The organism is Streptomyces sp. RKAG290 (assembly GCF_023701695.1).
Taxonomy (GTDB): domain Bacteria; phylum Actinomycetota; class Actinomycetes; order Streptomycetales; family Streptomycetaceae; genus Streptomyces.
Genome location: NZ_JAJOZC010000018.1, coordinates 1 through 13,336, shown reverse-complemented (window position 1 = coordinate 13,336; position 13,336 = coordinate 1). Strand labels below are relative to the sequence as shown.

Here is a 13,336-nt window from a genome sequence, read left to right as displayed (position 1 = left end):
TCCCGTCGGCGGCGGCTTCATGGGCGCCGGCTACCTCGCGGACGGAGACAGCTTCAAGGCAGACACGCGACGGGTCGTGCCCGGTGCCGAAGGCAGCGCGTCCACACAAGCGGCCCAGCTTCCCGGCATCGACGTCTCGCACTACCAGGGGTCGATCAACTGGGCCTCGGTGAAGTCGGCGGGAATCCAGTTCGCCTACATCAAGGCGACGGAGTCCACGACGTACAAGGACCCCAACTTCAGCGCCAACTACCTTCACGCGTACAACGCGAAGGTGATCCGGGGCGCCTATCACTTCGCCCGCCCCAACCTCTCCACCGGCGCCTCCCAGGCAAACTACTTCGCCAGTAACGGCGGTGCCTGGTCCCGGGACAACCTGACGCTGCCCGGAATGCTCGACCTCGAAGGCGGCTGCTACGGCAAGACCGCCTCGGCCATGCAGTCGTGGATCCTGGACTTCTACAACACGTACAAGGCGCGCACGGGCCGTGACGTCGTCATCTACACCAGTCCCAGTTGGTGGAGCTCCTGCACCGGCGGATGGGGCGGCATGTCCGCCCGCAGCCCCCTCTTCGTGGCCCACTGGACCAGCGCGTCCAGCCCCTCCATTCCCGCGGGCTTCCCGTACTGGACGTTCTGGCAGTACTCCGACTCCGGGTCCGTGAGCGGCATCTCGGGCGCTGTGGACCGCGACCGGTTCAGCGGTGACGCCAGCCGCCTGCTGGCCCTGGCGAACAACACCCCCTGAGGACGTCCAACACCCTCTGAGGACGTCGCCCTGACCGCGCCCCCGCGACCGCCCGCAGGAACCGCGGCAGTTCGCCCCGCTCGTCCCCGTGACCGGTCCGTGGCCGGTCACGGGGACGAGCGGCCGGAGTCGGCCCGACCCGGACACCTGCCGGTCGGCGGCGGGGCGAGCCCTCGGTGGGCCCGCCTGGCCGAATATCGCTGGTTACCCCTGTGGCGGGGCGGGGCCTTGTGGCTGATGGGCCAGGGGGCGAGACCTTGACTTGCCGAATCCGCCCGGTTGATGAGTCGGCTCAACGGCAAGTTCACGCCATTGGGGCACGACGCCTTGTCGTGGGCGTCGAGGACTTCGTACGGTGCTTTTGCGTCTGGGAGCGCTCCCATAGCATCACGGACCCCCCACGGTCCTCCCCCCACTGCCCGAAAGAAGGAACTCCCATGAATGCCACGCGCCGTAGGACGTACCGCGCCCGCCCGCTGCTCGCAGCCCTCGTGCTGGCCGCCGGCTCGGTATCCGGCATGGCGGCGACGGCCGGCACGGCCAGCGCCGACGGACAGACCTGCGAGCAGTTCGGCTCGGCCACCACCCCGGGTGGCTACATCGTCCAGAACAACGCCTGGGGCACCAGCTCCCCGCAGTGCGTCAACCAGGTCGGTGACGGCTTCGAACTCACCACGGCCGACGGTTCCGTGTCCACGGGCGGCGCCCCGAAGTCGTACCCCTCGATCTACGTCGGCTGCCACTACACCAACTGCTCGCCGGGCACGAACCTGCCCAAGCAGGTCAGCGCGATCGGCAGCGTCCCGAGTCAGATCGAGTACAAGTACACCGGCGGCGCCGTCTACGATGCCGCCTTCGACATCTGGCTCGACCCGGCACCCAAGACCGACGGGGTGAATCAGACCGAGATCATGATCTGGCTGAACAAGGTCGGCCCCATCCAGCCGATCGGCTCAAAAACGGGCACGGCCAGCATCGCCGGTCAGACGTGGGACGTCTGGAAGGGCAACAACGGCGGCAACGACGTCGTGTCCTACGTCGCCCCCTCCGCGCTGACGGGGCTGAGCTTCGACGTCAAGGACTTCGTCAACGGGGCCATCTCCGAGGGACTGGCCACACCGGACTGGTACCTCACCAGCGTGCAGGCCGGCTTCGAGCCGTGGGAGAACGGCGCGGGCCTGGCGGTCACGAAGTTCTCCGCAAGCGTCAACTGATCCGCCTCGTCCCTCCGTCGGCCTTCACGCACCGAACGCCGCGCAGCGTCACGGGCGTGAAGGTCCGGGGGTGGCGTGCACGTGACAGCCGATCCCCACACATGGAGCCACAATGCGTCCAGCCCCCCGTTCCAGGACCGCCGCCTCCCGCGCGGCCGTTCTCGCCGTGCTGTCTGCACTTGTCGCGGGACTCCTCTCCATCGGCGCCGCCGGCGCCTCGGCGGCCTCGGGCACCCCACTGCGCGGGGACGGCATGTATCCCAGGGCTGTCCGACTGGAACACAGTGGTGCGGCCAACGGACGGATCGTCTCCTCCGTCGTGACTTTCGACGGCAACAACGGCGTCGGCACCATCAGCGAGTCCACCGACGCGGGCAGGACGTTCGCCGAAGTCGGTCAGGTGCGCGCCCCGGATGCCGCGGGCGGCAAGGGCTTGTGCTGCTCGACTCTGTACGAGCTGCCGCAGGCCGTCGGCGGCCTGCCGGCAGGGACACTCCTGTGGTCGGCCTCGATCGGCCAGGACACCGCCCCGCGCCACATGTCCCTGCAGGTCTTCAGGAGCAACGACGTCGGTCGCACGTGGAGTTATCTCTCCACCGTCGCCACCGCGGCCGACGAACGCGGGCTGTGGGAGCCCGAATTCTCCGTGGCGGCCGACGGGCAGTTGGTGCCCACTACTCCGACGAGACAGATCCCGCCCACAGCCAGAAGCTCGTCGCGGCCCGCAGCGCCGACGGAGTCGCCTGGACCGGGCACCACGACACCCTCGCCAGCACTCTGGCCTCCGACCGGCCGGGCATGGCCGTGGTGCGGAAGCTGCCGAACGGCACATACGTGATGACGTACGAGATCTGCACCCCCGGCGGCCAGTACGCCTGCGTCGTCCACTACCGCACCTCGGCCGACGGCTGGGACTGGGGAGACCCCGCCTACCTGGGCATCCGTCCGGAGACGCCGGACGGGCAGTACTTCCGCCACGCACCGACACTCGCCTGGTCCCCGCTCGCGGGCTCCCCGCAGGGACGGCTGTTCCTGATCGGTCAGGAACTGGTCGACGCGGGTGGCTCCAGGGTCGCGGGGTCGGGCCGGACGGTGTGGGTGAACGACAACGGGGCCGCGGGGGCCTGGCGGGCGATCGCCGCCCCGGTCACGGTGGAGTCCACGAAGGTCGACTTCTGCCCCAACTACAGCTCGGCGCTGCTTCCTTCGGCCGACGGATCGCGGCTCTTCGAGATCGCCACGGACTGGAACGGCTCCGTCTGCACTCCCTACTTCGCGGAGGGCGTGGCCTGAGCCGCACCGCTCGATTCGGCGCCGCTTGCGGCCCGTTGTCCATTGCGCAGGGCCCGGACGCTCACCGGCATCCGGGCCCTCGCGCGCAGCTGACCGCATTCCAGAGGCAATGACCCGGCGGCCGAGGCGAGCTCGGTCCAAGGAATCCGCTGCCGCACGAGCGGAGCCATGACCCGCCGGTTCCGCCGGTTCCGGGGGTTCCGGGGGCGACTGGTGAGCGCCTCGGCCTCACGTCGGGCGCTGTCCACCGCGTGCCTCGATCGCGCCGTCCGGGCCGGGCCCGTCCGCAGATCCCGCGCCCCCAGATGTCACTTCCGCCAGAACAGGTGGTGCGTCACGCCGCTCGAACTCGGCACCACGTCCAGGTGGAACCGGTCGAGCAGTTCCTCCGGCGACTCCCAGAGCCGCAGCCCGGAACCGAGCTTCACCGGCGAGACCGCCACATGCAGGCTGTCGACGAGATCGGCGTCGAGGAACTGCCGGATGGTGGTGGCTCCGCCGCCGAGCCGGACGTCCTTGCCCTGTGCGGCCTCCCGTGCCTGCGCGAGGACCGAGGCCGGGTCGGCGTCGACGAAGTGGAACGTGGTGTCGGAGAGCGTGATCGAGGGACGCGGGTGATGGGTCATCACGAACACCGGGGTGTGGAACGGGGGCTCGTCACCCCACCAGCCCTGCCACTCATGATCCTGCCAGGGCCCGCGCTGGGGACCGAACTTGTTCCGGCCCATGATCTCGGCGCCGATGTTGCGTGGGTAGTCCCGCGTGAGGTAGTCGTCCAGCCCCCGGCTCCCACCGGGGTCGGTGCGCATCGGCCAGCTCGCCGTGGCGCCGGCCCAGGCGAACAGCCTCCCGGGATCGACATGACCGAACGGCCTTTCCAGGGTCTGGTCCTCGCCGGCGGCGATCCCGTCACTGGAGACGTTGAAGTTCTGGACTCTCAACAGCTGCGTCACGTGGTCCTCCTGTGTGGTCGACAACGGTAGTGAGACTGGCAAGGCCGGCAGAACTCATCGCAGCGCGCACACATCCTGCTGCACGAGGCCCAGCCATGGGTGATGTCGGCGAGACCGTGGTGTCGGCGACAGGAAACATTCCCACGCTGCGGTCGCTGCCCGTCCGCACAATGACACAACAACGCGATGCACTCGCGTCCTCATGCCCGAGGCCGTACCGGAACCAGGAGTCCGACGCCACGTGCTCAGCGCCCTCCCCGGGCCGACCGCTTCGCGCCGGGGAGACACGGCACGGGCCAGTCCGGGTCCCAGCGCCAGGCCGCCACCGGTCGGCGTCCGCGAACGGCCCGGCCCGCTCTTCGAGCATGGCGAGGACCTGGGCGCGGGCGAGCTGCACTGCCCGGTGTTCGGTGTCGGTGACGATCCCGAGACGCCGGACGTGTGCGTACTCGTCTTCGTCCTTCCACGTGAAGGTGGCCAGGTCGGGGGCGATGACGAGGTCGACGGTCAGGTCGAAGGTGTCGAAGCCGTCGCCCGTTCGGGTCGTGGGGCGCTCGAAGTTGACGTACCAGTTCCTCAGCCCGTCGGGCGTGAAGAAGGCGTTGATGCTGAACCACGCTGTCGGCGGCTTCCACAGCAGCAGCTCGGTCTCCTGCCACACCCCGGCCCGAGCTCCCACTCCCCCGTCGCCATCGCGTCGAACGCCTCGGTGCGCACCGAGGGGTCACCGTCGGCACGGGCCTTGGCGTACAGCGACGGCCACACCGCCTGTGCCCCCGGCGGGCAGGCGGTCACCAGCGCCTCGGTGGAGTCCAGGAGTACGCGCAGCGCCTGCTCGCTCCATACCCGGCCGCTGCGGTGCACATCGCGCCGTACGACCGTCTCCCCCGCCTCGAAGCACTTCACTGGCTCCTCCTCCATGCCGGTTCCGGCCGGGACTTCCGGCAGGCCCGGCCCCACCTCAGCGCGCCCCGGCCGGGCGGGCAAGCCGCCGCTCAGGAGCTGTCTGCCCAGGCTGCTCATCCCGGGGGATCATCTGGCCCGCACCGGGGGTTCACCTCAGGGCACCAGCACCAGGCGACTGCGCAGCCCACCCGCCGCCAGCCTGTGGTGCGCCTCGGCGACCTTGTCCAGCGGCAGGACGTCGGCGACCCGCGGCCGCAGCCCGGCGGCGGCCAACTCGGCGAGGCGGGGCCGTCCGCGCGGATCCATACGTTGCGCACCCGGATGCCGCGCAGCGGTGTCGGGGCATTGCCCCGCACGCTGACCAGAGCGCCCCCGCCGCGCACCGCGTCCAGCGCGAGCATGCCGACCGACGCCGCGTCGACCGCGGTGTCCACGCCACCGGGCACCAGGCCGCGCACCGCGGCGGGCAGATCCGCGGTCCTCGGCACGAAGAACTCCGCGCCGAGGTCGCGCACCAGCTCCTCGTCGCCCACGTCCGCGACGGCGACCACCCGTACGCCGGCCGCCGCGGCGAGTTGCACCGTGTAGCCGCCCACCGCTCCGGCTGCCCCGGTGACCAGCAGCGTGTCGCCGGGCCCGGCCGCGGCGATGTCGAGTGCCTGCGCGGCGGTGAGCCCGCCCAGTGGCAGGGTCGCCGCGGCCACCAATTCGGTGCCGGCCGGCACCGCGGCGACCGCGACCGCGTCCGCGTCCAGCACCACGTATTCGGCCTGCGCCTTGAGCGGCAGTGCCAGCCGGTCGGACAGCCCGAGCACCGCGTCGCCGCGGCGGAAACCGGTGGTCCGGGGCCCGAGCGCGTCAACGGTGCCGGCGACGTCCCAACCGATGCCGATGACCTCCCGCGCCGGGAGCAGGCCACCGGCGGTGAGCGCGCCGGAGCGGGTCTGGACGTCCACCGGGTTGACGGCCGCGGCGGCGACCCGGATCCGGACCTGGCCGGAGCCCGGTTCCGGCACCGGCACCTCCACCACCTCAAGGACTTCCGGGCCGCCGAAGGAACGAACATCACAGCTCTCATGTCCACGAACCTACGGAGCGTTACTCTCCGTCGGGAAGTACGCACTTCGGAGTGCGTACCCGACCTGGGAGTGCGCATGGCCACCCGCACCGCCGCCCAGCGCCGCGCCGACGAGCGTGGCGCCTACGACGCCTACCTGGCCACCTGCCCGGCCCGGCAGCTACTGGACCGGATCAGTGACAAGTGGGTGAGCCTGGTGCTGAACGCGCTGGCCGACGGGCCGCTGCGGTACGGCGACCTGAACCGGATCATCGCGGGGGTCAGCCAGAAGATGCTCACCCAGACTCTGCGCGCCTTGGAGCGTGACGGCCTGCTCACCCGCACGGTGACCCCGTCGGTGCCGGTCCGGGTGGACTACCAGCTCACCGCGCTCGGCCTCAGCCTGCTGCCGGTGATGGCCTCGATCAAGTCGTGGGCCGAATGCCATATCGAGCAAGTCCAGACCGCCCGCACGGACTACGACCGGGGCACAGCTACGGAGTTGCCCGCACCTGGTCCATGACTCTTGGCACATGGCCGTGAGCTGCGGACAGTTATGGAGGATCAGCGCAGCACGGCCGACAGCAGGTCCGTGCCCAGCGTCGTCATCGCCGACAGGTCGAGGGTGTAGTGGACGTAGCGGCCGCGCCGCCGGGCCGCGAGCAGCCCGGCGTGGCGCAGGACGGCGAGGTGGCGGGATACCTCCGGGGGTGAGAGTTCCAGGCGTGGGCCAGTTCGCCGGTGGTGTGCGGGCCGCGGGCCAGGGTACGCAGGAGCCGTAGCCGTACCGGATGCGCGAGTGCCTCCAGCCGCCGCGTGACTGTTTCCAGCGATACCGGTTCCGCTGGACTCGCCTCTGCCACGGGGTACTGCACCACCGGCTGCCACCCGCGCGCGTGCACCACCATCAGGTGCGGACGGCCGAAGACACTGGGGAGGAAGGTGACCCCGGTGCCGTGGGCGGCGGTCGCGTTGTCCTGCAACTGGTCCACGATGATGCTGTCGCCGCCCGGCGCCAGGGTGACCGCGTCGGAGACCGATGCGAGTGCCGCCCCGGTGCCCCGGCGCTTCAGCAGGTCGTTCTTCAGGCGCAGGTCGGTGGCGAGTTGCGCGGCGACGCTCGTCCAGGCGGCGTCGAAGAAGGCGTCGGCGCACTGTTCGAGGGTGTGGCGCACCCGTGCCCGCACCGTGGCCGGATCTGCGAGCAGCCGTTCCGCGAAGGCCTCCTGCAGCGGGCCGCGCCTGGGCCAGGTCCAGGGCGCGTTCGCGCGCGGTCGCGTCGGCGAGCGGTGACGGCGCAGCGAAGTGGACCCGGTTGCTGCCGCACGTGGTGACGAGCGCGGAAGTCACGTACGTTTCGTCGTCGATCCGGTCCACGTCGTCCAGCTCCTGGACGAGCGTCGGGCGGGGGCGGGCGGGGACCAGGAAGTCGGCTCGTGAGGAACGCCAGAGGAACTCCGCCTCCCGCAACCGCTCGGCCAGCTCCGGCCGCAGGCCGGCCCAGACGCCCCCGGCCCAGCCGGCAAGTCGCGGATGGTGCCCGGGTTCGGCCAGCACGTGCAGCATCGCGGTCAGCTCGGCCAGCGGGGAGGCGGCGAACCGCAGTCTCTCGGACCGCAGGCCGCTGATGTCGATCCTCAACGTCACCCCCTCATCATCGCCGACCGTACGGCCGGCGACGGCGTCGGTTGACGGTGTCCGTCAACCGACGTGCCCGGCCCGGCGGCCGAACGCACCGTTGGCGCCATGGCAACCACCACCAAGATCCAGCCGCGCGCCCTCGTCCGTGCCTCCGGAGGCCCGCGGTATGCCGCCGCCCTGGCCGTGGACGCGCTCGGCACCGGCCTGTTACGGCCCTTTCTGCTCCTCTACGGGATGACCGTGCTGAGGCTGTCCGGGCCTGCCACCGGCATCGCCATGACGGTCGGCGTCGTCGTGGGTCTGGGGTGCATGCCCGGGGTCGGCCGATGGCTGGACCGGGGCGCACGCAGCACGGTCGTGGCAGCGTCGATGCTGGTGCGGGTGCTGGGCGTGGCGCTGCTGCTGGCCACCCGGCGGGACACCTCTGGCTGTTCGCGACGGCGGCGCTCTTCCTCGGCATCGGCAACCAGTCGTGGCCGGCCGCCCACGCAGCTCTCGTGGCCACGGTCGCCCACGGCAGGGACCGCGACGTCGCTCTCGCGGCCGGCCGCGCCCTGCGCAACGCCGGCCTGGGCGTGGGCGCGCTCCTCGCCGCCACCTGCCTGGCGGGCGGCACCACCGCGTTGCAGGCGCTGGCAGCCGTCACCGGGCTCGCCTATCTCACTGCCGCGGCCTTGGCATGGTCGGTCCACGTGCACGCGTCTCCGGCCGCTGCCCAGGCCAAGGAGAGGAACGACGGGCCCGCGCCCCGCATGCGCACGCTGCTGGCCGCCAACGTGGTCTACGTCTTCTGCCTCAACGTCCCCGAAATCGCGCTCCCTCTGATCCTGCGGAACCAGTTGCACGCATCCCCGGTGTGGTCGGCAGCCGTCTTCGTGACCAACACGGTGCTGGTGGTCACCCTGCAGGTTCCGGTCACGGCCCTGCTGTCCCGCTTCTCCCGGCAGACCGTGCTGGCCTTCGCCGGCGTGGTACTCAGCGCGTCCTATCTCGGCTTCCTCGCGGCCACCTCACTGGGACGCGGCTGGGGTGCCCCCGCCCTCCTCACGGTCTCCGTGGTCTGCACGGTCGGCGAGATCATCTACGCCGGCAGCGCCACCGCGCTCGTCACCGCCCTTGCCCCGGCCCCTGTCGTGGGGCGCGCCCTCGCGCGCTTCCAGCTCTCCACGGGTTTCGGCCTCGCCATCTCGCCGGCAATGATCACCTCTCTCGCCCGCACGGCTCGACCGCCCTCTGGGGCAGCCTCGCCGCTGCGACGCTCCTCTCCGCCGGCGCCGTCGCCACCGAGAAGGATCAAGGCGCGGCTCAGCGGTCGGCGCCGCCGGGGGCGAGTGGGGCCGTGAGCTCGGCAGTCGCCTCCGGCGACGGATTGAAGTAGCGGCCGACGTTTTCTCCGGCTCCTTGTGTCGGGACTTCGCCCCCAGGATCGGGTTGGTGTGCGGGGCCGACGGAACCGGGTATCGTCTTTGTCATGTTCTTCCAGACGCCGATTTACGAGTGAGAGCGTGATGGGCCCCCGCTGACGTCGTTCGACGTCGCCGCCCGTCCCCCACCGACGAATCCGTAGATCACTTCACATCATTATCGGGAGAACCCATGACCGTGAGCAAGAACATCAACAACCCCGTGGGTATGGGCGGCGGCCAGCGCAAGAAGCTGTCCCGCGCCGAACGCCAGAACAACGGCCCGCACCGCAACCTCGACCGCCAGGGTGCGGCCGACCAGAAGGCCGAGCTGGTGCGCAAGATGCGCGAGAAGACGGGCGCGGCCGAGGGCGACGGGCAGACGGGCGACGACACCGCACAGAGCTGAGGCACCGCCGCCGCAGGGCGGCACCGCACGGGGCAGGGCCCGGACCGCGACGCGCGGGCCGGGCCCTGCTGCCGTAGCAGGGCTTCCTTCTGGCCTCTCTCACTCCCGGCGCGTATCTGCCTGTGCCGAGCACCGTGATGACCACGGCCCTCGCGATTCGTCGGCGAGCCGCATACCAAGGCTTGATGAATGCAGCTGATGAAGAGGATGGGCCGGCCGTGCGGAAGCCAATCGATGGGGTGCTGGTCGGCTACCGTCCTGGCGGCCGTTTCAGCGGCCGGTAGGGAGCGTGTTCGCGAAGTCCTCGAACCAGGCAAGCACCTCCGGGTGGGTGACCGCGCCGTCAGCGGTCACCTCAGCGGCACGGGCCCCCTGGATGATCCGTTTGACGGGGACCTCCAACTTCTTTCCGGTCAGGGTGCGGGGCACGGCGGCTATCGGAACGATGGCATCCGGAACGTGCCGGGGTGAGAGTTTGTCTCTGATGGACGTCGCGACGGCGGTCCGGAGGGTGGCGTCGAAGGGTTCCCCTTCGGCTACGACGACGAAGAGCGGCATGAAGTAGCGACCGTCCGGCAGTTCGGCACCGATGACCAGGCTGTCCGCGATCTGAGGGAGCTGCTCGACGACGGCGTAGATGTCGGCGGAGCCCATCCGCACGCCCATGCGGTTGAGCGTTGAATCCGAGCGCCCGGCCACCACCACCGACAGGTCGGAGTCGATCGTGACCCAGTCGCCGTGTCGCCACACCTGGGGGTAGACATCGAAGTAACTCGCCAGATAGCGCAGATTCTCCGGGTCGTCGACGAAATGCAACGGCATCGAGGGAAGCGGTGCCGTCACCACCAGTTCCCCCTGCTCGCCGACGAGTGAGTGTCCGGAGGCGTCCCAGGCGGCGAGGGCGACGCCGAGCGCGGGACACTGGATCCGGCCGGCTCGCACCGGGAGAAGGGGGGAACCACCGGCGAGAACCGAGCAGACGTCGGTTCCTCCGCAGATCGACTGCAGCCACGCGTCGGGGGCAAGACGGTCGTAGACCCAGCGCCAGGTAGTGCCGGGAAGCGACGAACCGGTCTGCAGGATCGACCGCAGTGCGCGCAGGTCGGTCTCGGCAGCTGGGTGCGCATCCGCTTTCTCCGCAGCGACGAGGTAGGCCGCTCCCACGCCGACCACCGTCGCTCGTGTCTGTTCTGCGACCTTCCACACGCCGTTGACGTCGGGGTACGTGGGGCTGCCGTCGTACAGGACGATCGTGGCGCCGTGCAGCAGGCCGCCGACCATGAAGTTCCACACCATCCAGCTGGTGGATGTCTGGAAGAAGTAGCGGTCGTCGCTGCGCAGATCGACGCCGAGGCCCAGGGCCTTGAGCAGTTCGACGACGATCCCGCCGTGACCCTGCACGATGCCCTTCGGTACGCCCGTGGTACCGGATGACCACAAGATCCACAGCGGGTGCTCGAAGGGGACATCGGCGAAGCTGAGTTCCGCCCGGTTGCCGAGCAGCGCGGACCACTTGTGCTGCACCACCTCGGGCCGCCGGCACCACAACGTCGGGGCGGCGGACGCATCGAGGTGGTCGACCGCGATCAGATGCCGGACCGTGGGCAGCCCGTCCACGATGTCGGCGGCCGCCGAACGCCGGTCGAACTCCTTGCCCCCGTACGAGTAGCCATCGGCGGCCACCAGCACCGTGGGCTGCGCCTGCCTCAACCGGGCGAGCACGCTGGGCGTACCGAAGTCCGGCGAGCACACCGTCCACACCGCGCCGACAGCGGCACTGGCCAGCAGCGCGACAACAGCGTGTGACGTGTTCGGGAGGTAACCGGCGACGCGGTCACCCGGACCCACGCCCATCTCTCTCAGGGATGCGGCGACAGCGGCGACGTCGCGGCCGAGCTGCCGCCACGACGTCTCCACGGGAACACCGCCCTCGCAGACGCTGATCAGGGCCGGGCGCTCGTCGGTGGCACGGGAGAGGCACCGCTCGGCGAAGTTCATCCGTGCGCCGGTGAACCAGGTGGCCCCGGGCATCGACGCGTCGGCCAGCACCTCGTCGTACCCACTGACGGCGTCGAGGCCGTAGAACTCCCATACCGCGGACCAGAAGGCGGCCGTGTCGGTGGTACTCCAGAGCCACAGCTCCGGGTAGTCGGAGAAAGCCAGTCCCCGCGTCTCGTTCAGCCAGCGCATGAAGCCGGCCGTGTTGGACCGTTCGGCGGTTGTGCGGCTCGGGGACCACAGCAGGTCGGGATCGGTGCTCATCAGCGCCTCCGGGGGCGGGGTCGTGCGGTTGGGGAGAGGGGCGCGGTCAGGCGGTCCTGTCGGACGGGTTCCGGCCGAGCTCGCGGACGAACTCCTCCGCCCGGGGCCATGCGCCGTAGCCGGATGCGGGGTTGAGGTGCCCGACCGGGCCGAGGTCCACGAGGCTGCTGCCCCATGCCCGGGCGAGATCGGCGACGCGACCGGCGTCGGCAAGGGGGTCGTTCGTGCTCGCCGCGACGATGCTGTGGAAGGGCAGGGCCGTCCGTGGCACCGGTGTCCAGCCGTTGTCACGCAGGGCCTCCGGAGTGGGGTAGCCGTCCGGCAGCGGGGTCTCGAAGTCGGGTGGAGTCGCCAGCAGTGCCCCTTCGACCGGGCGCCGGTGCCGTTGCGCCCAGTGCACGGTGGTCATCACCCCGGCGCTGTGCGCGACGAGTACGACCGGCCCGGAGATGTCCGACAGCACTTCTTCCAGTACGGCGACCTGGGCGTCGCAGCTCAGCCTGTCCTTCTCCAGCGGGGGGACGGTCCGGGCGTCGGCGATCTTGTTGGCGAGGATGGTCTGCCAGTGCTCCGGCACGTGATCGCGCAGCCCGAGGACGATCACGACCGTTGGCTCTGCGGGGAGGCTCATGGCTGCGACTCCGATGTCTTGAGCGCCGGGGCGGGCAGCGGCCCCAGGCGGCGCAGGTCTCTTTCGTAGGAGAACATTCCGATGGTGAAGACCACGCTGGTCACGAGGGCCATGAGGGGGATCACCTGCAGCGCGCCGAGCAGGCCAAGGCCGTCCGCGAGCATGCCCGTCACCGCGGGCCCGGGGGCGAGCCCGAGCAGGCTGTTGGCCAGGGTGAGGGTGGCGAACGCCGTCGCTGCGATGGCGCCGGGGGTCAGATTGGCGACCATCGCGGCCGCCGGTCCGGCGGTTCCCGCGGCCACCAGGGTCCCGGCCCCGATCAGCACGAGTTGCAGCGGACCGGTCGGAAGACGGAATCCCGCGGTCAGCAGCACGAGCGACCCCATGCTGCACGCGATCGCAACGACCCACTTCCGGACCGCGGCCTTCCGGCTCAGGCGGTCCGCGACGATCCCGCAGAGGATCATGCCACTGCCACCGATCAGCGCGAAGACCCCGGCTCCGAGGCCCGCCTCACCAGGAGTCATGTCGTAGTAGCGGTTGAGGAAGCTGGGCATCCAGGCGAGCAGGGCCATCGCGATGAACATCTGCAGTCCGCTGCCGATGTACGCGCAGACCACGGAGCGGGAAGAGAACAACTGCGGCAACTGGACTCGGATGGGGGCACGTTCGCCGGTCATGGACACTCTTCGGCTCGTCGAGGCCGAACCGATCCTCTTCTCCGTGATCACGAGTCCGTAGACGGCGGCGAGCACGAGCCCGAGGAATCCCATCGCGCCGAAGGCCCAACGCCAGCCGAATGACTGGGCGATGGCACCG

General features: G+C 70.4%; 13 protein-coding genes and 2 pseudogenes. 7 read left to right on the top strand and 8 right to left on the bottom strand.

Features of this window, described 5'->3' with window-relative positions:
* The 4 genes from LNW71_RS35785 to LNW71_RS35770 all read left to right on the top strand — a co-directional run.
* On the top strand, positions 1–748 hold a 748-nt coding region (locus LNW71_RS35785; RefSeq protein ID WP_250972370.1), incomplete at its 5' end, for a GH25 family lysozyme.
* A gap of 437 nt (positions 749–1,185) precedes the next feature.
* Positions 1,186–1,962 carry a glycoside hydrolase gene (locus tag LNW71_RS35780; protein WP_308294583.1) on the top strand — a complete coding sequence of 259 codons (777 nt, stop codon included), beginning with the start codon at positions 1,186–1,188 and terminating at the stop codon, positions 1,960–1,962.
* Positions 1,963–2,074: 112 nt separating this feature from the next.
* Positions 2,075–2,800 (top strand): sialidase family protein, encoded by a 726-nt coding sequence (locus tag LNW71_RS35775; protein ID WP_250972369.1) that lies wholly within the window; start codon positions 2,075–2,077, stop codon positions 2,798–2,800.
* Positions 2,761–3,255: a hypothetical protein gene (locus LNW71_RS35770; RefSeq protein WP_250972368.1), complete on the top strand. Its 495-nt coding sequence runs from the start codon at positions 2,761–2,763 to the stop codon at positions 3,253–3,255. The genes LNW71_RS35775 and LNW71_RS35770 overlap by 40 nt, the downstream gene beginning before the upstream one ends.
* Before the next feature lie 308 nt (positions 3,256–3,563).
* Here LNW71_RS35770 and LNW71_RS35765 read toward each other — a convergent pair whose 3' ends face one another.
* The 4 genes from LNW71_RS35765 to LNW71_RS35750 form a co-directional block, all read right to left on the bottom strand.
* Positions 3,564–4,208, bottom strand: a complete 645-nt coding sequence (locus LNW71_RS35765) for a dihydrofolate reductase family protein (RefSeq protein ID WP_250972367.1) — start codon at positions 4,206–4,208, stop codon at positions 3,564–3,566.
* A complete protein-coding gene (locus LNW71_RS35760) occupies positions 4,165–4,869 on the bottom strand; it encodes a DUF402 domain-containing protein (protein ID WP_250972366.1) in 705 nt (234 codons plus the stop codon). Before LNW71_RS35760 ends, LNW71_RS35765 begins: the two co-directional genes overlap by 44 nt.
* Complete coding sequence (locus tag LNW71_RS35755; RefSeq protein WP_250972365.1) at positions 4,785–5,129, bottom strand: hypothetical protein; 345 nt, start codon at positions 5,127–5,129, stop codon at positions 4,785–4,787. The genes LNW71_RS35760 and LNW71_RS35755 overlap by 85 nt, the downstream gene beginning before the upstream one ends.
* A gap of 98 nt (positions 5,130–5,227) precedes the next feature.
* Positions 5,228–6,136, bottom strand: coding sequence for an alcohol dehydrogenase catalytic domain-containing protein (locus tag LNW71_RS35750; RefSeq protein WP_374119567.1), 909 nt, complete (start codon positions 6,134–6,136; stop codon positions 5,228–5,230).
* 132 nt (positions 6,137–6,268) lie between these two features.
* Between LNW71_RS35750 and LNW71_RS35745 the strand changes: the two genes are divergently transcribed.
* A complete protein-coding gene (locus LNW71_RS35745; protein WP_250972364.1) occupies positions 6,269–6,694 on the top strand; it encodes a helix-turn-helix domain-containing protein in 426 nt (141 codons plus the stop codon).
* Positions 6,695–6,735: 41 nt separating this feature from the next.
* Here the strand turns inward: LNW71_RS35745 and LNW71_RS35740 are convergent.
* Positions 6,736–7,818: pseudogene (locus LNW71_RS35740) on the bottom strand (DUF5937 family protein).
* 99 nt (positions 7,819–7,917) lie between these two features.
* On the opposite strand from LNW71_RS35740, the pseudogene LNW71_RS35735 reads away from it, so the two are divergent.
* Positions 7,918–9,190, top strand: a pseudogene (locus LNW71_RS35735) (MFS transporter).
* A gap of 218 nt (positions 9,191–9,408) precedes the next feature.
* Positions 9,409–9,624, top strand: coding sequence for a DUF6243 family protein (locus tag LNW71_RS35725; RefSeq protein WP_250972363.1), 216 nt, complete (start codon positions 9,409–9,411; stop codon positions 9,622–9,624).
* 270 nt (positions 9,625–9,894) lie between these two features.
* Here LNW71_RS35725 and LNW71_RS35720 read toward each other — a convergent pair whose 3' ends face one another.
* The 3 genes from LNW71_RS35720 to LNW71_RS35710 form a co-directional block, all read right to left on the bottom strand.
* Positions 9,895–11,886 carry an acetoacetate--CoA ligase gene (locus LNW71_RS35720; protein ID WP_250972362.1) on the bottom strand — a complete coding sequence of 664 codons (1,992 nt, stop codon included), beginning with the start codon at positions 11,884–11,886 and terminating at the stop codon, positions 9,895–9,897.
* Positions 11,887–11,932: 46 nt separating this feature from the next.
* Positions 11,933–12,517, bottom strand: a complete 585-nt coding sequence (locus LNW71_RS35715) for an alpha/beta hydrolase (protein ID WP_250972361.1) — start codon at positions 12,515–12,517, stop codon at positions 11,933–11,935.
* Positions 12,514–13,336, bottom strand: an 823-nt coding sequence (locus LNW71_RS35710) for an MFS transporter (RefSeq protein ID WP_250972360.1), incomplete at its 5' end; no start/stop codon positions are given. The genes LNW71_RS35715 and LNW71_RS35710, both read right to left, overlap by 4 nt.

What these genes read in the sequence shown, in the direction of transcription:
- LNW71_RS35775 (WP_250972369.1), top strand. Translation starts at nt 2,075, where the DNA reads ATGCGTCCAGCCCCCCGTTCCAGGACCGCCGCCTCCCGCGCGGCCGTT.
- LNW71_RS35755 (WP_250972365.1), bottom strand. Translation starts at nt 5,129, where the DNA reads ATGGAGGAGGAGCCAGTGAAGTGCTTCGAGGCGGGGGAGACGGTCGTA.
- LNW71_RS35770 (WP_250972368.1), top strand. Translation starts at nt 2,761, where the DNA reads ATGGCCGTGGTGCGGAAGCTGCCGAACGGCACATACGTGATGACGTAC.
- LNW71_RS35720 (WP_250972362.1), bottom strand. Translation starts at nt 11,886, where the DNA reads ATGAGCACCGATCCCGACCTGCTGTGGTCCCCGAGCCGCACAACCGCC.
- LNW71_RS35725 (WP_250972363.1), top strand. Translation starts at nt 9,409, where the DNA reads ATGACCGTGAGCAAGAACATCAACAACCCCGTGGGTATGGGCGGCGGC.
- LNW71_RS35745 (WP_250972364.1), top strand. Translation starts at nt 6,269, where the DNA reads ATGGCCACCCGCACCGCCGCCCAGCGCCGCGCCGACGAGCGTGGCGCC.
- LNW71_RS35780 (WP_308294583.1), top strand. Translation starts at nt 1,186, where the DNA reads ATGAATGCCACGCGCCGTAGGACGTACCGCGCCCGCCCGCTGCTCGCA.
- LNW71_RS35715 (WP_250972361.1), bottom strand. Translation starts at nt 12,517, where the DNA reads ATGAGCCTCCCCGCAGAGCCAACGGTCGTGATCGTCCTCGGGCTGCGC.